The 19,438-nt window shown below is 41.9% G+C and carries 21 protein-coding genes and 1 rRNA gene; 6 read left to right on the forward strand and 16 right to left on the reverse strand.

The window, feature by feature from the left end:
* Positions 1–71 precede the first annotated feature (71 nt).
* Entirely contained in the window at positions 72–512 is a 441-nt protein-coding gene (locus tag ACXACN_RS09920) for a YtoQ family protein (protein ID WP_474964140.1), read from the forward strand.
* Between the two features lie 748 nt (positions 513–1,260).
* Here the strand turns inward: ACXACN_RS09920 and ACXACN_RS09925 are convergent.
* A complete protein-coding gene (locus ACXACN_RS09925) occupies positions 1,261–1,761 on the reverse strand; it encodes a DUF84 family protein (protein ID WP_474966845.1) in 501 nt (166 codons plus the stop codon).
* Between the two features lie 148 nt (positions 1,762–1,909).
* A complete protein-coding gene (locus tag ACXACN_RS09930) occupies positions 1,910–2,977 on the reverse strand; it encodes a M42 family metallopeptidase (protein ID WP_474964142.1) in 1,068 nt (355 codons plus the stop codon).
* 151 nt (positions 2,978–3,128) lie between these two features.
* On the opposite strand from ACXACN_RS09930, the gene ACXACN_RS09935 reads away from it, so the two are divergent.
* Positions 3,129–3,446: a PepSY domain-containing protein gene (locus tag ACXACN_RS09935; protein ID WP_394218044.1), complete on the forward strand. Its 318-nt coding sequence runs from the start codon at positions 3,129–3,131 to the stop codon at positions 3,444–3,446.
* Positions 3,447–3,479: 33 nt separating this feature from the next.
* Here ACXACN_RS09935 and ACXACN_RS09940 read toward each other — a convergent pair whose 3' ends face one another.
* Together ACXACN_RS09940 and trmB are read right to left on the reverse strand one after the other, a co-directional pair.
* A complete protein-coding gene (locus tag ACXACN_RS09940) occupies positions 3,480–4,334 on the reverse strand; it encodes a YtnP family quorum-quenching lactonase (protein ID WP_474964143.1) in 855 nt (284 codons plus the stop codon).
* Between the two features lie 69 nt (positions 4,335–4,403).
* A complete protein-coding gene (gene trmB / locus ACXACN_RS09945; RefSeq protein WP_474964145.1) occupies positions 4,404–5,048 on the reverse strand; it encodes a tRNA (guanosine(46)-N7)-methyltransferase TrmB in 645 nt (214 codons plus the stop codon).
* Between the two features lie 261 nt (positions 5,049–5,309).
* Between trmB and ACXACN_RS09950 the strand changes: the two genes are divergently transcribed.
* The gene (locus ACXACN_RS09950; protein ID WP_474964147.1) at positions 5,310–5,483 is read left to right on the forward strand and encodes a hypothetical protein; all 174 of its coding nucleotides are present in this window, start codon (positions 5,310–5,312) and stop codon (positions 5,481–5,483) included.
* 674 nt (positions 5,484–6,157) lie between these two features.
* On the opposite strand, the gene ACXACN_RS09955 is transcribed toward ACXACN_RS09950, so the two are convergent.
* Complete coding sequence (locus ACXACN_RS09955) at positions 6,158–6,964, reverse strand: phosphotransferase (protein WP_474966846.1); 807 nt, start codon at positions 6,962–6,964, stop codon at positions 6,158–6,160.
* 158 nt (positions 6,965–7,122) lie between these two features.
* Entirely contained in the window at positions 7,123–8,052 is a 930-nt protein-coding gene (locus tag ACXACN_RS09960; RefSeq protein WP_474964149.1) for a diacylglycerol/lipid kinase family protein, read from the reverse strand.
* A gap of 88 nt (positions 8,053–8,140) precedes the next feature.
* On the opposite strand from ACXACN_RS09960, the gene ACXACN_RS09965 reads away from it, so the two are divergent.
* Positions 8,141–9,160 carry an EAL domain-containing protein gene (locus ACXACN_RS09965; RefSeq protein WP_474964151.1) on the forward strand — a complete coding sequence of 340 codons (1,020 nt, stop codon included), beginning with the start codon at positions 8,141–8,143 and terminating at the stop codon, positions 9,158–9,160.
* On the opposite strand, the gene ACXACN_RS09970 is transcribed toward ACXACN_RS09965, so the two are convergent.
* From ACXACN_RS09970 to ACXACN_RS09990, 5 genes are read right to left on the reverse strand one after another with little or no spacing between them, the layout of a single operon-like run.
* The gene (locus tag ACXACN_RS09970; protein WP_474964152.1) at positions 9,147–10,064 is read right to left on the reverse strand and encodes a nuclease-related domain-containing protein; all 918 of its coding nucleotides are present in this window, start codon (positions 10,062–10,064) and stop codon (positions 9,147–9,149) included. The two genes, ACXACN_RS09965 and ACXACN_RS09970, sit on opposite strands and share 14 nt — an antisense overlap.
* A 1-nt stretch (position 10,065) precedes the next feature.
* Entirely contained in the window at positions 10,066–10,623 is a 558-nt protein-coding gene (gene thpR / locus ACXACN_RS09975) for an RNA 2',3'-cyclic phosphodiesterase (RefSeq protein ID WP_474964154.1), read from the reverse strand.
* Positions 10,620–11,801 carry an MFS transporter gene (locus ACXACN_RS09980; protein ID WP_474964156.1) on the reverse strand — a complete coding sequence of 394 codons (1,182 nt, stop codon included), beginning with the start codon at positions 11,799–11,801 and terminating at the stop codon, positions 10,620–10,622. The genes thpR and ACXACN_RS09980 overlap by 4 nt, the downstream gene beginning before the upstream one ends.
* Before the next feature lie 17 nt (positions 11,802–11,818).
* On the reverse strand, positions 11,819–13,192 hold the full coding sequence (gene pepV / locus ACXACN_RS09985) for a dipeptidase PepV (RefSeq protein ID WP_474964158.1): 1,374 nt from the start codon (positions 13,190–13,192) through the stop codon (positions 11,819–11,821).
* A 2-nt stretch (positions 13,193–13,194) separates the two neighbouring features.
* Positions 13,195–14,214, reverse strand: a complete 1,020-nt coding sequence (locus ACXACN_RS09990) for a potassium channel family protein (protein WP_474964159.1) — start codon at positions 14,212–14,214, stop codon at positions 13,195–13,197.
* Between the two features lie 163 nt (positions 14,215–14,377).
* On the opposite strand from ACXACN_RS09990, the gene ACXACN_RS09995 reads away from it, so the two are divergent.
* Positions 14,378–14,596, forward strand: coding sequence for a DeoR family transcriptional regulator (locus ACXACN_RS09995; protein ID WP_474964161.1), 219 nt, complete (start codon positions 14,378–14,380; stop codon positions 14,594–14,596).
* Between the two features lie 67 nt (positions 14,597–14,663).
* Here ACXACN_RS09995 and ACXACN_RS10000 read toward each other — a convergent pair whose 3' ends face one another.
* Together ACXACN_RS10000 and ACXACN_RS10005 are read right to left on the reverse strand one after the other, a co-directional pair.
* On the reverse strand, positions 14,664–15,389 hold the full coding sequence (locus ACXACN_RS10000; RefSeq protein WP_474964163.1) for a pseudouridine synthase: 726 nt from the start codon (positions 15,387–15,389) through the stop codon (positions 14,664–14,666).
* A gap of 18 nt (positions 15,390–15,407) precedes the next feature.
* A complete protein-coding gene (locus ACXACN_RS10005; RefSeq protein ID WP_474964165.1) occupies positions 15,408–17,015 on the reverse strand; it encodes a putative polysaccharide biosynthesis protein in 1,608 nt (535 codons plus the stop codon).
* A 103-nt stretch (positions 17,016–17,118) separates the two neighbouring features.
* On the opposite strand from ACXACN_RS10005, the gene ACXACN_RS10010 reads away from it, so the two are divergent.
* Positions 17,119–18,378 (forward strand): BaiN/RdsA family NAD(P)/FAD-dependent oxidoreductase, encoded by a 1,260-nt coding sequence (locus ACXACN_RS10010; protein WP_474964167.1) that lies wholly within the window; start codon positions 17,119–17,121, stop codon positions 18,376–18,378.
* Between the two features lie 143 nt (positions 18,379–18,521).
* Here the strand turns inward: ACXACN_RS10010 and ACXACN_RS10015 are convergent, their stop codons facing one another.
* The 3 genes from ACXACN_RS10015 to rrf form a co-directional block, all read right to left on the reverse strand.
* Positions 18,522–18,761, reverse strand: coding sequence for a hypothetical protein (locus tag ACXACN_RS10015; RefSeq protein ID WP_474964169.1), 240 nt, complete (start codon positions 18,759–18,761; stop codon positions 18,522–18,524).
* A 67-nt stretch (positions 18,762–18,828) separates the two neighbouring features.
* A complete protein-coding gene (locus ACXACN_RS10020) occupies positions 18,829–19,098 on the reverse strand; it encodes a hypothetical protein (protein WP_474964171.1) in 270 nt (89 codons plus the stop codon).
* 196 nt (positions 19,099–19,294) lie between these two features.
* Positions 19,295–19,408, reverse strand: a 5S ribosomal RNA gene (gene rrf, locus ACXACN_RS10025).
* Positions 19,409–19,438 lie beyond the last annotated feature (30 nt).

The raw sequence follows: 19,438 nt of genomic DNA on the forward strand, positions 1-19,438 counted from the left end.
GTTGATTTGCTGGACTTCCTTTTTCCCATCTTACATACTAGTGGAAAGGGAAATTTAAGGAGGATGAACCAATGGAATTAACGATTTATCTAGCAGGTCAGATTCATGATGATTGGCGAAATGATATAAGAAAAAAGGCAGAAAAAGAAAAGTTGTCCATCCATTTTGTCGGGCCTCAAGAGGATCATGCACGGTCTGATGATATCGGGGAAAATATTCTAGGGGAGCAGCCAAATAAAGTCTATCGCGATGACGCTGCATCCAGCGTAAATAATTTCAGAACACGTGTCTTACTCCAAAAATCTGACGCCGTCATTGCTTATTTTGGTGAGTCATACAAACAATGGAATACAGCCATGGATGCAGGTGCTGCCATCCAGGCAGGAAAGCCGTTAATTTTAGTAAGACCTGAATCTCTCGTTCACCCACTAAAGGAATTATCCAACCAAGCCGATGTAACCGTCGAGACTCTAGATCAAGCCCTAGAAGTCCTCACCTACTTATACGAATAAACTTCTAACAGCATTAAAGATAATGGCAGGATTGTGGAAGACTTGATTTCGAGACTTTTGTTCAGTGGATGGGGCTGCGGGGAATAGCTCGCTTTCCGCGGGAGCGCGGTGAGCCTCCTCGGACTGCGTCCTGTGGGGTCTCACCAAGCACTTTTTTCCCGCAGGAGTCTCGCCATTCCCCTCCGCCCCTTTGCCATATAAGTTTCTTCAAACCACTTTCAGAATTAGGCTCTTACTATACGTTGGGGGCTATTACGCATATCTCCTTCGAATGGATCGTTCTCAAAACTGCTTTTTATAGAGCGTTTTCTTACTATAGCTAGTGATGGTGGAAGATTCTCCTTCCTGGTATAGGGGTTCGTTTCTCCTTACAATGAAAGGGGTGGTTGGGAAGCTGCGAGACTCCCGTGGGAGAAAGGAGATCGTAGAGATCCCGCAGGGCATTAGCCCGAGGAAGCTCGCCACTCCCCCACAGGAAAGTGTTCAAATGCGGAATCGCCCTGGTAGACACGACTGGCATAAGCAGAACAGCAACGGAATGTGCTTTTCATTCCTTTGCTGTTCTGCTTATGACGCGAGTGTCTGGGCGATGGAGCTAGACGAGTTGCTTCCCGGCCACCCCTTACGCTCAACTAGGCAACGAACTCCGGAAACATCTCGAAGCTAAGTCTTCAAGAAACGGGAGCTTATATTCAATAAGTACTATGATATAAGAAAAGGATGCATCTGATTTAGATGCATCCTTTTCTTATTGATCGTAGGACCACTGTCCTTTTAGTAATTTTACAACGTGGGTGAACATTTCTTCCCTGTGAATAACACCGTTCGTAAAAATGCCGATGGCGCCTTCATTTTTTCTTACATCGTGTTTATCCGTGAATTCATCCATGACTTCTCCAAGCTCTTTTCCCTTTTCCAACCCTGCTTTAATTTCATCAGGGAGGAGAATGCGAGCACCACTTGCGGTGTAGACGTTCTCTTTGTTGTCTACCAATGCGCCCCAATTACACAAGTATAGGTCATCTTCAATTTCCATGACTCCACCTTCAAGTCCAATACCAATGTGGGCTTTGTTTTGAGATGCACATTCCCTCGCACGGTTGATCGCCCCTTCTAATGTCTCTTCATCAGAAAAAGGTTGAGCAGCAACTTTGGACTCCACTTCCATTCCGATAATTTCCATATCTGGGAATACACTTTTTACGGATTCAATTTTTGTAGGGTTTTTGGATCCCACATAAATTTTCAGCATAGCGAGCACCTTTCTCCTTCTCTAGCCGTTTATTGCCATTATCTCTCTTGATTCAATTCTTCATACAAGAGGAATGGGACCTGTTCACTCATTCTAGCATAAAGTAACGCCGGCTGAAATCAGCCGGCAATAACTTCTAGTTGGGTTACACATTTCTTCTAATTTGGTCCACAGTGTTTTGATCAGTTGTTTTAACGAGTTGTACCAGAAGCTCTTTCGCTGCTGCATAGTCATCCACATGGATAATGGAAGAGGATGTATGGATGTAACGAGAACATACGCCTACTACTGCGGAAGGGACTCCGTCATTCGCCATGTGGACTCTTCCTGCATCAGTTCCTCCTTGAGAAACAAAATACTGATAAGGTATATCATGGGTTTCTGCAGTATCAAGAATAAATTCACGTATTCCTCTATGGGTGACCATCGAACGATCTAAAATTCTAAGAAGGGCTCCTTTCCCTAACTGGCCAAACTCCTTCTTATCTCCGCTCATATCATTCGCTGGGGAGGCATCTAACGCATAAAAAATGTCCGGTTTGATCATATTAGCGGCTACCTGGGCGCCTCGTAGTCCGACTTCTTCTTGTACGGTAGCCCCTGAGTAAAGCTTATTCGGGACTTTTTCACCTTGCAGCTCTTTTAAAAGCTCGATGGAAAGTCCGCAGCCATAACGGTTATCCCATGCTTTTGCCAGGACTTTCTTTTCATTAGCCATCGGAGTAAACGGACAAATCGGCACAATCGGCTGTCCTGGTTTTATACCGATTTCCTTGGCATCTTCTTTATCATCTGCACCGATATCAATAAGCATATTTTTAATTTCCATAGGCTTCTTCCGTTGTTCAGGTGTTAAGTTATGAGGAGGAATCGAACCAATCACTCCTACTACAGGTCCTCTCTCTGTCATAACTTGTACCCGCTGGGCAAGCATAACCTGATTCCACCACCCACCAAGGGTTTGGAAACGAAGCATGCCGTTATCCGTAATTTGAGTAACCATAAATCCTACTTCATCCATATGACCTGCTACCATGACTGTAGGGCCTTTACCATTCTTCAATCCAAAAACGCCACCCAAACGATCCTGGATGATCTCATCTGAGTACTTTTCAAGTTCCTGCCGCATGAACTGACGGACAAGGTGTTCATTCCCGGGAGCGCCTGGGAGTTCGGTCAATGTTTTAAAAAGATTTTGCGTTTCTTGGTTCATATGTACATCTCCTTTTTTTCCTTCTTTCCATAGTTTAACGGAATTTTGAAAACGTTTCTACAAATGAGTCATGATTATACGTTTTGATTTCCTTTTATCGGGAATATTTAGTATACTGAAGATTAGAAATAAGTTGTGAGGTGATTGGTTGATGAACTGGAAAAAAGTCGCACTAGCAGCTGGTGTAGGAGCATTGGCAGGCTACGTAGTAAAAGAGCAATTAAATAATGGCCAAGGAGTGACTCCTGAAAAAGCATTAAAAATTGCTAAAGAAGCTTTTAAAAAGCAAGGACCGATCAGTGGGTCATGGATTTACATGAAGCCGGAAGAATTGAACAAAAACGGAATTAATTACGATGTGTACCGTGGAGGAATTTCAAAAAACCAGGACGGGGAAACATCTCAATTTGAATTTTACATCGATACGGAAACAGGAACGATTGTTGACGTTGCTGAAACCACAGCTTAAACACAAAAATACCCTCGCATTCGAGGGTATTTTTTATTCATAGTGATGTTCTTTTTCCTTTAGCTTGTCGAGAACCTGACCACTCTCATCAAACTTCAAAGCTCTGTATAATGCATCATGGTAAAAGATATACCAGGCACGCCGCTGATAACCATAATCCATCCACTTTTGTTTTTCATGCACAGAAGTTACAGGATAATCATCATAAGCAAGGGCCCACAGTGGATTCTGGTGAGCATGAGTAGGCATGAGGTCTGCCATATGAATGAACACATCTTCACCATCTTCAAAGACAATGATCGAATGCCCATCACTATGACCACTTGTATGAATCATCTTCAAACCAGGCAGCACTTCCAGGGAATCTTTAAATGTATGTACCATTCCTTCTACAGCTTCCCAATTCGACGACCAATACGTATTCTTTGACCTCATGTTCGGATGACGCATTTCAGTCCATTCTACTTCGCTTGTGTAAATGGTAGCGTTAGGAAAAGTAGGAACAAGCCCTTCCCCTTCCCATTGTGTCATCCCGCACGCATGATCAAAATGCAAATGAGTCATTAGCAATGCGTCGATATCAGCAGGCTTAATGTTTAACCTCTCTAAACAATGAAGAACGGATGACTCTTCCCAGACTCCAAAATTCCGCTTCTGTTTCTCCGTCATCTTTTCATTTCCTATTCCTGAATCGATAAGCATCTTCTTCCCATCTATTTCTAGAAGGATCGGGTCAGTTCGCAATTCAATTTGATTTTTTTCATTTACGGGATACTTATTGCTCCATAAGGGTTTCGGAACCACTCCGAACATGGCCCCTCCATCCATGTGGGTCACTCCACCATCCAACCATGTCAAAGAAGCTCGTCCAATTTTCAGGGTTTCCACCGGAAATCTCCTCCCAATAACAAAGATAGCTCTAGTTTACCATAGGAACTAGAGCTAATGAAAACGTTATCATTCGGGGAATCGTGCCGTGCAACGATAAATCGACTGTCCTTTTGCAGAGAACTTTTCCTCATATTCTGTCTCTACGTTTAAAGGATCTTCATCTGCATGCAAGTCGACAGATACATCTTCCAGGATCATTCCAAAATTAGAAAAGCTGACGAGGGAATACTCAAATAGACCTTTGTTGTCTGTCTTTAAAGTCACTTGCCCTTTATCCTTCAACACGGCTTTATACTGTTCCAAGAACGTATGGAAAGTCAACCGGCGTTTTTCATGTTTATTCTTCGGCCAGGGATCTGAAAAGTTTAAGTAAATGTGATCCACTTCATTATCTTCAAACAAGTCCCTTAAGTCTTTGGCATTTTCGTTGACCATACGGACATTCGTCGTTTCAGCTGCCAGGACTTTCTTGACCGCTCCAACAATCACACTCTTTACAAATTCCAAGCCGATAAAATTAATATCCTGATGCTGTTTCCCCATACCAGCGATAAACTGACCTTTACCTGAACCTATTTCTAAATGCAGGGGCTGTTCCTGATTATCAAACAGCTCCTTCCATTTCCCTCTCATTTCAAATGGCTGTTGGACGACAACTTCATCCTTCTCCCTCAAAAAGTCATCAGCCCATGGTTTATTTCTTAAACGCATGTATTGGATTCCTCCTTCTTATCGATAAAATGTTACCACGAAGCTGTTAAAAATAAAAATTTTTCTCGTTTTCTTTGGTACAGGAGGAAAAACAGATCTAAGTCGTCAATCTAAGACGATGCATGAGCTAATCATTCACCAACATGATTATTACCGATTCTTCTGGAATTATGAAAGTTTTAGGGGGTTGGGTTGTAAGCGCTTACTGATATACCATTAGAATCGTGCATTATTAAATAAACAGGAGTGATGATCGAAATTATGAAAATGATCTCTAAAACGATTGAACTGACTGTATTGGCTGTTTTCTCTGTCCTATTCGCAGGTTATGCACTATTTATATACCCTTTTGAAAAGTTATCCGAAATGATGAGTGCTGAAGTTAAAGAAAAGAAACTTAAATATACACCAGCTACAGAAAAAACCGTTGCCTAAGCAGCGGTTTTTTTCCTTTACACCAAACCCTCCCTCTTCACTATCGCTCCCTTTAGTGGAAGACTCAGTTTCGAGATGTTTGTGAGAGGTTTTAGGGGCTGCGGGGAATGACTCGCTTTCCGCGGGAGCGCGGTGAGCCTCCTCAGGCTAACGCCTTGCGGGGTCTCACCAAGCACTTTTTTCCCGCAGGAGTCTCGCCATTCCCCTCCGCCCCTTTGCCATATAAGTGTCTCGAAACCACTTTCAGAATTAGGAGCTTACTATTCGTATTGGTAGCTATAACACATATCTCCATCGTATGGATCGTGCTCACAACCTTTTGTTATAGAGTGCTCTGGTAGTATTGAGGAAGATGCTCCTTCCTGGTATAGGGGTTCGTTTCTCACATAATCGTATGTGGTGGTTGGGAAGCTGCGAGACTCCCGTGGGAGAAAGGAGATCGGCGAGATCCCGCAGGGCGATAGCCCGAGGAAGCTCGCCACTCCCCCACAGGAAAGTGTTCAAATGGCGGAACCGCCATGGTAGACGAGTAGCTTCCCAGCCACCCCTAACTCAGCACATGGCAAACGAACCCCGAAACATCTCGAACCTGAGTATTCAAGAATCCTGCCATTAAGTTTAATAAGGAGGAAATGAAAAAGTTCCATCTGATTATTAGCTCAGATGGAACTTTTTTATATGATTTCGTGCTTTTTCATAATTTTTTTCAGCTTTACTGTCCGAATGGAAGCTTCATCGTATTCGCCTCTCATTTGGTGCCATTGTATGAAAGCCAACGCCTGGGATACAGAATACCACTTCATTCGTTCAAACATATGAGAATCTGGATAGATTCCATATTCTTTTAACCATACATTCCAGTGATCTTCAGGAATGTAATTGTACAATAGCATTCCAAGATCAAGTGCTGGATCAGCGACCATAGCGTTATCCCAATCAATAAGGTACAACTGGTCTTTGGAAGACAACAACCAATTGTTATGGTTTGTATCGCAATGACATACGACGTGAACATCATGGTGGACCTGGTGTGCGTGTTTTTCTAAAAACTTGATGGCTTGATGAATTTCGATTCGTGGATCGACTTGATCCAGAATCTTTTGGTTATCCTTAATATCTTTTAGTACTTCATCTGGTGTTAACGGATGCTTACCGAGCCTCATGAGCATATCAAGAAGTTCTGTAGAATGGTGGATTTTGCTAAGAAGGCTTGCCACACGTTTATGCTTCATTTCCTCTGGTTTTAGTTCGCGCCCTTCCAGCCATTCCTGTGCTGTAATTACATCTCCGTTCTCCAACCGTTTGGTCCAAACAAGCTTTGGCACAATACCTTCAGCAGATAATACGGCTAAAAAGGGGGAAGAATTACGTTTTAGGAATAAACGTTTTCCTTCGGTCTGAGCGTAGTAGGCTTCTCCTGTCGAACCGCCTGCTGGTGTTATCGTCCAATTACTACCAAGAATATGTTCCAACCATTTCACCTTCAATTCCTCAAATCCTCTTGTGATTGAATCACGTCTTTGTTTGTTGTCCTAGTATATCGTACTTTGGTAATGAGCCAAAATTTTCATGATACCGATTCAACAGTTACCTTATTTTAGATTAACCCATCACTCTGTCAACTTTCAAGAGATATCTATCAATCCAAGTAGAATGTTGTCGATGATTCCGCTTTCTTGATGCTGCACTCCAAACAACTGCCACTTTGACCATCTACTTGAAAAGGAAGCGGTTGTCCCGAAGTTATATGTACAGAGGATGCTTTCCATTCTTCCACTTCCTTCATCTTAGTATGTAGACCTAAAAATACGCTGATAAACATGGTCAGCAGCTTCTTTTTAGAAATTGGTTTGACTACAAGGATGGATAAGCTTTTATTATTGATCTTTGCCTTTGGGGCAATCTTCATCCCACCACCATAATAAGGGTGATTGGTTATGGTTACCATCATGGCTTGATGGATATTCATTTGTTTCCCGTCAAGAGAAAGCTTAATTTGGATAGGTTGGGCCTTTGATATGGATCGAATGAGAGCAAGAGGATAAGTAAGTTTGGTTATGTGGAGTCTTCTTGTCCATGAGCGGTATTTTGACTGATTGGCTGCCGCTACCACTACACCATCTAGTCCGAAACCGATACTGTTCATAAACGTACGTTTTCCAAAACTTCGATGGTTGTTAAGGCTGTAGTTTGCAAGAAGAACCTCTGATTTTCGTGAGTTTTTCATATACGATTGAAACAACTTCAGTCCCCGCTTCTTCAACGATATACCTCTGGCAAAGTCATTCCCAGAACCCGCTGGAATAAAACAAACCGGTGTCTTAGAATAATGCCTTATTCCGTTCACCACTTCATGAAGGGTTCCATCCCCTCCAAGGACAATTAGTCCCCTGAGTGACTCATGATGGATTTTTGTCACCTGAAGCGCCAGTTTTTCCGCATGTCCTGGTCCTTCGGTAAAGAAGGAACGGCAATTCATTTTCTTATAGAACGGATCTTTTTTTATGCGATGGAACAGGTTTATGGCACTGCCATTACCAGCTGCTGGATTGACAATCATTATGTACATAAGACATTCCTCCCACCTATATAATCATATCATTATACAATTTTTCTATTATTCTAGTATACTATTAGTAAAAAAGGAGGAGGATTTTTTGGGTAAAGATTGTCAATATTGTGGTACTTCCGTATACATCCCGGAGCAAGGGGCTTTAGTGATGAACTCCAAATATACCCTTCAGGAGGGGAAAGGACTTAACCTCCGTTTCATGTATGAAAGTGCTGAAGCTAAGGTTTATGCTTATCATAGTAAAGAAGAATTGAAACTTGCTTTGGTGGACGGGTTCAGTAATTCACTTCCAGATTATTGGGTACATATTCTCAATACCGAAAACTCACATTCATTTCCGATATCTGTTCGACATTTGTATGAAAGACTACAGCATCCTGAATTAGCCAAATTGATTCATTCCGGTCATTTCCAATCGCATTTACAACCGATCGTTGATATGAAGAGCAATCGCGTCTACGGCTATGAGTCGTTACTACGGACAAAAGGGCAAGTTGTACCCCCTCGTGAATTATTTTCATATGCCAGCCGCTCTGGTCTACAGTCCATGCTTGACCAAAAAGCACGGAGAAGTGCAGTGAGGGCAAAATCAAACCACCTGAATGCAGGGGACAAAATTTTCATTAACTTTTTACCATCCACGATTTATGTACCGGAATTCTGCTTAAAGCATACATTTCAAATCGTTAAAGAATTTAACATTAATCCAGAAGACCTTGTTTTTGAAGTCGTTGAAACAGAAAAAATCGAAGATGTGGACCATTTAAAATCCATCTTGGAAACGTATAAGGCATCAGGAATGAAGGTGGCATTGGATGATGTCGGTTCTGGTTACAGCACCTTGGAAATGCTCCGTTTGCTTCGACCGGATTATTTGAAGATTGACCGATCATACATACGCGATTGTCATTCGGATACGCACAATCAAGCGTTCTTATATGACGTTATGGAACGAGCAAAACGATTGAACATCCACGTTCTAGCTGAAGGGATCGAAACGCTGGAAGAATGGGCATGGCTTCAGGAATTAGGTGTTGATTTTGGCCAGGGGTACTTCATCGGAAAGCCTCAGCCTGCCCCTGAAAAAGATCTTATTCTTCCGTAAAGCTTTCTTCCAAGTCCCATTCCGGACGTTTAACAGCCACCGTTCTGCAATGTTTCAACATAGCTTCTGCTATCTTTAATTGATTGTGTTTCAACGGAGATCTTACCGCTCTTTTCTCTTGCAGCCATGCGTCATAACGATCGCTACCCACCCAGTCGGTTTGATAAGGAACGGTTCCCGAAGCAAATGGCATTTCTTTAGATATGACGACTTTTCTGTACGGAAAGTCCAGTTGGTATTTTTTCAGAACACTTCTTACAAATGTTTCTGTTCTTCGAAGGGAGTGCATCGGATTCAGCACTTTACTTTTCACTCCCTCCTTTTCAATATACCAACTTTTTTCCGTGGTAGGATGAATCCATTGTCCAGTTGGGGAAGAGAGAATGGAGACCATTTCAATTCCATATGGACCAATAAGCAGATGGTCAATCTCCACCTCTGCTTGTTTCATTTGCACAACAGGTTCAAACATGAGCAGGAAAGTATCAGGTAACCGTTGTAAAAAATATTTCAAATCAGCATTATCTTTATATGAACGGTCAAGAAACGACTTTTCTCTTAACGTGGTTGTCGCCCATTTCAGCTGGAATGGAATTAAACCATCCAAATAGTATTGTTTCAATTCTTCCTTTGAGGAAGGAAGAGCTTTACTTGTCACTTGACTTCCCCAGGTTTCTTCAACTTCTCCACTTGTTTTCTTTTTAAAAAATTTCCTGAACCCTTTTTGTTCCTCTTCTTCTCTTGCTAATTCTTCTTCCTTCGCCTCTTCAAACCACCCCTGTTCAAAACGTTTTTTCATTTTACTCCAATGGTCATTTTTCAATTTTACATATTGGCTTGGGTACTGATAGATATTCGTTTCGTATCTAGATATATAATCATTTAATTTAATCAGTTGTGCCATATTAAACCTTCGGACCACCTTTTATTGTTGAAACTTTTTCATACTTTGGATGTCTTCCAGGGTGGATTCGGAAAATGGAAAATTCACTAACAACCATCTGGTACGTATCAAAGAAAACCGACTCTTCCTGAGCCGTTATTAATGGAGAAATCCCCTCCGCCTGCTTTTTTGCTACTGTAATGTGGGGGTGATAGGGACGGTTCTCCTTTTGAAAACCGCACTCCTCTCCAACCCTTTCCACTTTTTTTTGCATTTCCAACAAAGGAGGTGCCTTTTCCACTTGTGAATGAAAAACTCTCGGTCGCTCTTTATCACCAAATCCTCCGGCGGGGCCCACAGTTAAAGAAAACTCAGAAGGCCAACTTTCATCTTTTAACCGGTGGATATAACTTTCAATCCTTTCATCGGAACAACTCCCAAGAAACTTAATTGTGATATGCAAATCCTCTTTTTCCGTCCAATCTTTATAGTTCATGGTTTCCTTCAAAATGGATTGCCAGCTCATCAATTTTTCACTAATCTCAGAATCAACTTCTATGCCAATAAAATAATGACTCATGCCATAACACCCTTTCTAACAGGTTGAACCATTTTATGAACGAAGATAAGAATAATAATCCCTATAAAAGTCATGAAAGAAAACACTCCATACATAAAAGAAACACTAAAAAGATCAATCACCATTCCCCCGGCGAAAGTAAAACAAGCGTTCCCAAGACCGTTCCCTACAGCTGAATATAATCCTACAGCCGTAGCCCTTACATTATCGGGAGCTAGTTCCCGAACAAGAATAAGAGCAGCAGGAATGTAGAGTCCTACGGAGACCCCCTGGGCAATCGTTGTTACGTAAACCACTGTACTAGAGGGTTCAAAATAATAAAGCAACCACCTTAGACAAGAGACAGATGCACTGAAAATAATAATAAATACAACCCCAAAACGGTTGATGACCGATTGGGCGAACTTCATGAAGGGAGCTTCACTTCCTGCGGCAAACAAAAAAGCAAGCCCTACACCTGAAAGTGTTCCCCCCACAGCTAAAATAAACGTACCAAAATAATAGTTATTCGCTAAGACAGGACCGAAGATGAGAAAGTTGGATACAAGAAATAGCAAAAAAGGCTTTTCTTTAATCAATGTCTTCAATCCTTCGCTGAAGGAAACTGTCACTTCATCCGCGCGCTTGGGAAATTCATAAAGCGTAATCAACGCCAGGAGCAGTCCTAATGAAAAAGAATAAAAAATCCAGTTCATCGAACCTGTCACTTCTGTCAATCTTCCTAAAATGAAAACAGCGACAGCAAACCCGATCGCTCCCCACAGCCGAATGTTGCCATACTCCTTTCCATTACGCTGTACAAAATTCAGTGATAAGCTGTCAGACAAAGGAACAATCCCTGACTGAAACAACGCGATACCAATGATGCCAAGCAGGAGGATGGGGAACAACTGTAAAAAGGGATAGAAAATTCCCATTAAGGAAGCAAAAATGGAAGCAATCATTAATAGCCGCTTCGGATTTCTAGTAAAGTCACTCAGCATTCCCCAAATCGGTTGTACAAAGATGGTGACAAGGGGGAGAGCTGCGATGACGATCCCGATTTGGGTATGACTCAGCCCTTTTTCCTTCTCTAAAAAAACGGAAAGTAGGGGAAAAATCGAACCGAACGCAAAAAAAGTGAAAAAATAAAACAGCTGAATGAACCGGTACGTTTTCTCCGTGGAGTTTTCGGGCATGATGGGTTCCTCTTTCTTTATCTTGTCAATTCGTACAAACTTTCGGCGTAAATCTCAATAGCTTTGATCATATCTGAAATTCTAACATGTTCGTCTTTTTGGTGAGCTGTGTCGGGGCTGTCACCAAACATGGCTCCAAAAGCGACTCCTGATTCAAGGGCTCTCGCATAAGTCGCTCCTCCCATCGCTTTTGCTTCAGCTTCTTCACCTGTGACTTTGTTATAAACAGATAGTAATGTCGTTACAAACGGATGGTCCTTCTCAAGATGAATCGATTCCAGGTGGTCATAGACTTCATACGTGCCTTGCTCTCTTTCAGCGACATCTCTTAGTTTCTGATCAATCTCTTTATAATCTGCACTCACAGGATACCTGAGATTGAAACCAAGCTTACATGTACGCTCATCCATTGCTATCGAACCGAGGTTTGAAGTGAGAGCTCCGGATACCTCATCTCTTTGCTTTACGTTCAAACCTTCCCCATCTGTACCCACAAAAGCGCTATACGTCCTTTGAATAAATTGTTGGTACTCACCATCTAATGGAAGGGTTTGTAGGAAACGTAATAACTCGGTAATGGCATTCCGTCCTTGTTCTGGTTTGCTTGCATGCACGGCGTTCCCTTTCACTTTCACTTCATACTGTCCATCTTTACCCTCTACAGTCCCCTCAAGCTTGTGCTTGGCTATATATTTATTGAAAACTTGATCTATGTTCAGGGTTGAATCAATCCTTGCTGTTGCTTCATCAGGGACCATATTTAACCGGTCACCCCCATGGACTTCACGCACCTTCGTTTCTCCATCATTTAAAGGCACTGGATAGGTGATGTAGCTGTCCAACAACCCTTTTTCAGCATGGATGACCGGAAAGGATGCATCAGGGGTGAAACCTAAAGAAGGCATCGTCTCCTTCTGGAAATAATAGTCGATTCCTTTCCAGTCTCGTTCTTCGTCTGTACCAAGAATTAACCGTATTTTTTTCTTAGGTTTAAATCCTTGTTCTTTTAGAAGTTTCATAGCGATATAGGCAGCCATGACAGGGCCTTTATCATCCTGGGCACCTCTTGCGTATAATTTGCCATCTCTTACGGTGGGTTCAAAAGGTGGAGAGGTCCAGCCGGCTCCTGCCGGGACAACATCCAAATGACCAAGAACTCCTATGATTTCATCACCTTCCCCAAATTCGATGTGGCCGCCTTGTCCATCTACATTTTTAGTGACAAATCCATCGTCCTCCCCAATCATCAGCATTCTTTCTAAGGCATCATGAATTGGTTTACCATAGGGATACTCCCGATCTTCCTCAAAAACACTCGGAATTTTCAACAACTCGGTCGCTTTTTCTAAATATTCCTTTTCGTAACTTTTACTCAAGGCATCGAAGTTCACAATCATTCTCCTTTACTTGAAATTTTTTCATAGGTCTGCTTGTCACATACGGCATATAACTCTGCCCCATCTGGGATAGATTCATCTAATTTGCGATTGATAGTTAGGTCATTTCGATCTGCGATTAACGTTGCACCTTCATCAAGTAAAGACTGAAACGCATCTCGGTATGTTCTCCAACTGCGTTTCTTAGGAATAAAGTACAAGTCTTCGCCAACGGATCTCTTAAGTAATTGACCATAGATGCCGGAGACACCTTTTCTGAAAGCTGAACGAACGGCTAGAGAAGAAATCGTTTCATTGGAAACGATGAACTCATCAATATGAGCATGTTTGAAATTTTTCACGTGTTTTTCTTCCATGATTTCTGCAATCGTATGGACATTCGGAGCTACCGTTTCAATAGAAGACGCAATTAAGAGTGTTTTCCCATCTGTCATCTGTTCATTCCCCATACGCTCATCTGCAAAAATGAGGACTGCTTTTGCTTGAGAGATATTTGCCTTTTCTAACGTTTCTCCGTCTGAAGCTTCGCCTTTTATGTAATGGATATTTTCCGTTAGTAACGGAGCTTCCTTTAACTGATCGATGATGACGATATTGCATTCCTTATTTGTTTCCAGCATTTCCTTTACCGCATAATGAGCCTTTTGGGACCATCCAATAATGACGAAATGACCGCTCTCTTTATACACAATATCACCTTCCAATCTTTTTTTTCGAAAAATGGCTAACCCATCAATAATTTTCCCAATAGCAATACCAATAAGTCCAATACCTATGACATATAATAGTATCGCGATGGAACGCCCTGCCACAGTCACCGGATAGTAATCCCCATAACCGACAGTCGTGACCGTTGTCATCACCCACCAGAAGCCATCAAAAAAAGTCGGAAATGTATCATTTTCTACAACAACGATTAGAATACTAGAGGATAGAATGAGAAGAGCGCTGGCAGTAAACAGGACTGTGTTGTTTATTTTCACCATTTTTAAGAATAATTTCCGAAGTAACATCATCGCTTTAGCCTCCCAACTTTAAATATTATGTAAATTAGATGAATAATCTGTAAATTAAAACGATTCTTGTAGCACGTTCGGTCACATTATTGTAGAATGAAACCAACTTCAGAGATTCACATGCACCACAAGTTCCATACAATGACGATTAAGGAGTGGTTTTTTGAATCATCCATCATCCCGCATGCTCAATCGGATCAAAGCTGTTTACCTCTATATTAGAGACCGAGGGACAGTATCGACAAATGAGTTAGCAGACGAGTTCGGTATTACAGACCGTACCATGCAGAGGGACTTAAGCATTTTGGAATACAACGGGCTTGTATCAAGTCCGAACCGTGGAAAATGGACAATCACTGAAAAGAAAGTCAAAATATCATAGAAGATGAGGATATAGATGACACCCGGAAAAAGTTCCGGGTGTTTTTTTGATTATTATTCATAGTTGACTATTGTTCTAAGTTTGTAATTTCCATCAAGTAGTTTATTTCTTCATCTGTCAGCTCTCTATACTCCCCAAGGTCTAATTCACTGTCGAGCTTAAGCTCTCCCATCATCACACGTTTAAGGTAGGTCACTCTCTTATCTACCGCTTCAAACATGCGTTTCACCTGGTGGAACTTCCCTTCTGTTATCGTCAATTCTATTTCTGAAACGTCGCCGGATTCAAGAATGACCAGCCTGCCGGGCTTGGTATGATACCCATCATCCAAGACGACTCCTTCAGAGAATTTCTTCACATCTTCATCTGTAACTCTTCCATCGATGACAGCGTAATAAGTTTTGCCGACATCTTTTTTTGGGGAGGTTAGACGATGATTAAGCTGACCATCATTCGTAATTAACAATAATCCCTCTGTATCCTTATCTAACCTGCCAACAGGAAACGGGTCAAAAACCTGGTCCTCAGGCTGAAGGATATCAATGACCGTTGGATCATGAGCATCTTCAGTCGCAGAAATCAGATCCCCTGGCTTGTTCATCATCAAATAAATGTACTCTCTATATTCTACTTCTTCCCCCATCACCGTAACCAGATCTTCATTAGGATTTACGTGGGTTTTCGGACTTTTTTCAGGGTTGCCATTAATTCGTACGTTTCCACCCTTTAAAAGGGTTTTCACTTCTTTTCTTGTGCCATATCCCATATTGGCTAAGAGCTTATCGATTCTCATTTTGGAAAAACCTCCTTATTATCCTCTTTTCAAAAATCTATCCAGTACACGAACTCGTCCACCTAAGATACGCTCAAGCAATGTCGTCTGATAGGTTAACCACAGGTAAACAAGACCTCCAGCTCCAATACTTAAGACGAGAACAATCAAAGCATCCAATCTGCTTTCCATAGGTTCTAGAAGGAAGCCAAGTAACCATTTGAAAAACAGCACAACGACAGCCATAATTGTAGTCAAAATTAGAACGAGCAACGTTCTCTTAAACAACTGTTGGTAGGAAAATTCAATGGAAGTGAAAATCCGCCAAAAGTTGAGAATGACAGCTGCAGCAACCCCGATACCTGTTGCTAGGATCGCGCCTCTTGCTCCAAATAGTTGAATAAGCCACCAGTTCAACCCAACCTTTAACAGTATGCCTGTTCCAAGACTTATGACAGCAAAGTTCTGTTTGTTGATGCCTTGTAGAATGGATGAGGTTACGGTGTACAACGCAAGGAACAATCCTACAGGAGCATACCAGCGTAATAGACTTCCTCGGTATGCAAGCTCATCCACCCCATAGAATGTGCCATAGGCCTCATAAGCGACGACTGAGAGACCCACGACAGCGGGGATGATTAACAAGGCTACAATTTGCAATGCCTGGTTGATCTGATGATTCAAACGGTTCATCTCATTTTTAGTAAAAGCCTGGGTAATAGCCGGTAAAAGAGCTAAGGATAATCCAAGTCCTAACGTAACCGGGATCATGATCAATTTATGACTCAAGAAATTAATGATGGAAAAAGCATTTTCATACTCCAAACCAGAAGCTTTGATGGCTTTTTCTAATGTAAACTGATCAACAAGCTGATAGAGCGGTGTAGCAATTCCCACTAAAATGAATGGTCCTGCATAGGCGAACAACTCTTTGAACATTTCCTTATTGGATAGTCCATACGTGTACTCCTGAGCCTCTAACTGCCGATCCAAAAACGGTTTTCTTTTTCTCCAATACCAATAAAGGACAATACAAGAAGCAATTCCACCAATGAATGCAGCAAAGGTTGCAAAACCGACGGCTTGGGGAGTTGTCCCTTCTAGAACTTGAACGATAATAAATACAGACGTAAGCAAGAACACAATCCTTACAATTTGTTCAATCACCTGCGATACGGCTGTAGGCGCCATGGATTCATGTCCTTGGAAGAATCCTCTAGTAATACTCATCGGCGGGATGACTAGCAATGCAAAGCTGACCATTTGTATGACCATTGTGGCATGTCCAAGGCGGTCAGAGTTTTCACCAACCGTCCACGCAGCCACCTGTTCTGCAGAAAAGAATAAAATTAAGAATGCCATTACACCAGTAATGGACATAAGCGTCAAACCGGCTTTTAACATCTTTCTTCCTGTTTCATAGTCTCCCAAAGAGTTATACTTTGACACAAACTTGGAGACAGCTACAGGTACCCCCATACTGGAAAGACTAAGTAATATACTGTAGGGGACATAGGCGATTGAAAATAAATCAGTTCCTTCTGTACCTACCATATTTTCAAACGGAACGGTATAAATCATTCCTAGAAACTTTGACAAAAATGTTCCGGCCGTTAATAACATCGTACCTTTAAGTATCTTTGACATAATTCGCTTTTCACCTTCAATTTTATTGTAGAATCGACCTCATCTATTTTATCATAGATAAAGGAAGAACAAGGAACGAATGACCTAAGAAAGGAAGACATCCATGACTTATCAAGTAACTGTCATAGGCGGAGGCCCTTCAGGACTTATGGCTGCAATTGCGGCAGCCGAGCAAGGTGTCGACACGCTATTGATCGATAAAGGAAAAAAGCTAGGAAAAAAGCTTGCCATATCCGGAGGAGGACGGTGTAACGTCACCAACCGACTCCCCGAAGATGAAGTCATCAAACATATTCCTGGGAATGGGAAGTTTCTATACAGCCCTTTCTCAGTATTTAACAATTATGACATCATCGATTTCTTCGAAGGACTCGGTGTAGCACTGAAAGAAGAAGATCACGGAAGAATGTTTCCAGTCAGCAACAAGGCCAAAGATGTGGTCCAAGCCCTTTTGGACCGTATGAAAGAATTGAATATTGAAGTTCGGACAGAAACCCCGGTGGAGGCGATCCATTACGGGGAAAATGAACATGAAGTCATTTTAAAATCAGAGGAAAAGATTGTGACCCGTTCCCTGATCCTCGCTGTAGGAGGGAAAGCTGTGCCTCATACCGGCTCCACGGGGGATGGATACGCATGGGCAAAAAAAGCGGGACATACCATTACCGAGCTATTCCCGACTGAGGTCCCCCTTCTTTCCAAGGATCCATTTATTAAGCAGAAGACGTTGCAAGGTCTCTCACTCAGAGATGTTGATGTTTCTGTGTTAAATGAAAAAAATAAGAAAATTGTCACCCACCGTATGGACATGTTGTTCACTCACTTTGGCTTATCAGGCCCTGCTATTTTAAGGTGCTCTCAATATGTCGTGAAAGAGTTCATGAAAGGCCACCGACCTGTGACCATTGAAATTGATGCTCTTCCAGATGAGAAAGAAAACGTCCTACTTGAAAACTTCCAGAAGATGATGGAAGAACACGCTAAGAAAACCTTCCGAAATGTTATGAAGGGCTTAGTACCAGAACGACTGCTTGATTTCGCTCTTGAGCAATCCAACATAGCTCCTGACGAGAAATCTGCCAACATCTCAAATGAGAAATTACGGGATTTCACGCACATGCTTAAGAATTTTCATGTTCATGTTCATGACTCCCAGCCGATTGAAAAAGCCTTCGTTACTGGGGGCGGTGTTTCGATTAAAGAAATTGTACCGAATACGATGCAATCCAAGCTTATGGACCGCCTCTACTTCTGCGGGGAGATCCTTGATATTCACGGCTACACAGGGGGATACAATATCACATCTGCTATGGTAACCGGAAGAGTCGCAGGTATGCACGCAGCTTGGGAAGCTATGGCTTAAATAGTGCAGGCACCCTTATCGTTTATGGGTTTGGGGATAAAAGCGGAACAAGAGCTTAATCCTCCCCAACACGGTTTTGAAATGGATTCCCTAAGATAAGAGGGCACCAATAGTAATTTTGAAGTAAAAAAGTCGAGAGAGGGTTATCCCTTTCTCGACTTTCTTTGTTCATATTCTTTCAGTCTGCCTAATTCCTCATTGATCAAATACTGCATTTCCTCACGATCTTCCTGAGAAACAAAAGGATCGGTCTCATCCCAATCCACCATATACACAATATAAAACCTACGAATTCGTCTAAAATAAACGGTCGAATGAGGAAATTTATCAAAATACCCTCGGACCATCTTTCTTCTCGAGTAGCTCCAACGCACTAATTGCATAGGGTTCCCTCCGAACATACATTCTCCCTCTCAGTATAACGAGGAATAGTCGGATACTCAATATCTTCTACCAAATAAATACAAGTCCTAAATAAGCGAAAAGAAGACTACTAGATAAGTATAAGAAGCCATACACTTTCAGCCTTTCGAAACGGTTGGTGATCCCAAAGACTCCAACAAACGCCAGCCAAACGATAATCCCTACGAAAAAGACATGTTGAAGAAAACTGATTTCCTCTTTTAAAGATACCAAATAAAAGCCAATCGGGATTAATAAAAACATCACTGCATATTTCCAGTTCCAAAACGTATTCCTTTTTCTAACCAATTCTGCCATCTTTTACACCCTTCCATTCAGAAATAAACCGTCAATCACCATTTCAGCCCGAGTGACATCGGTTGAAATGGGGCCTTGGCAAAAAGACTATGATGGAAAATGTTAAAACTATGTATACTATTATTCTATCAAATGTTGAAAGGAAATCTATCAAATAAATAACCCTTCAGGAAAATTCCTGAAGGGTTGTCTAATGACGTGGCGGCGTCCTACTCTCACGGGGGTAAACCCGACTACCATCGGCGCTGAAGAGCTTAACTGCTGTGTTCGGCATGGGAACAGGTGTGACCTCTTCGCCTTCACCACCACATCAATATAAAGATTGAGGTAAACCCTCAAA

It is taken from the genome of Halobacillus sp. AWM4_238, assembly GCF_056158265.1.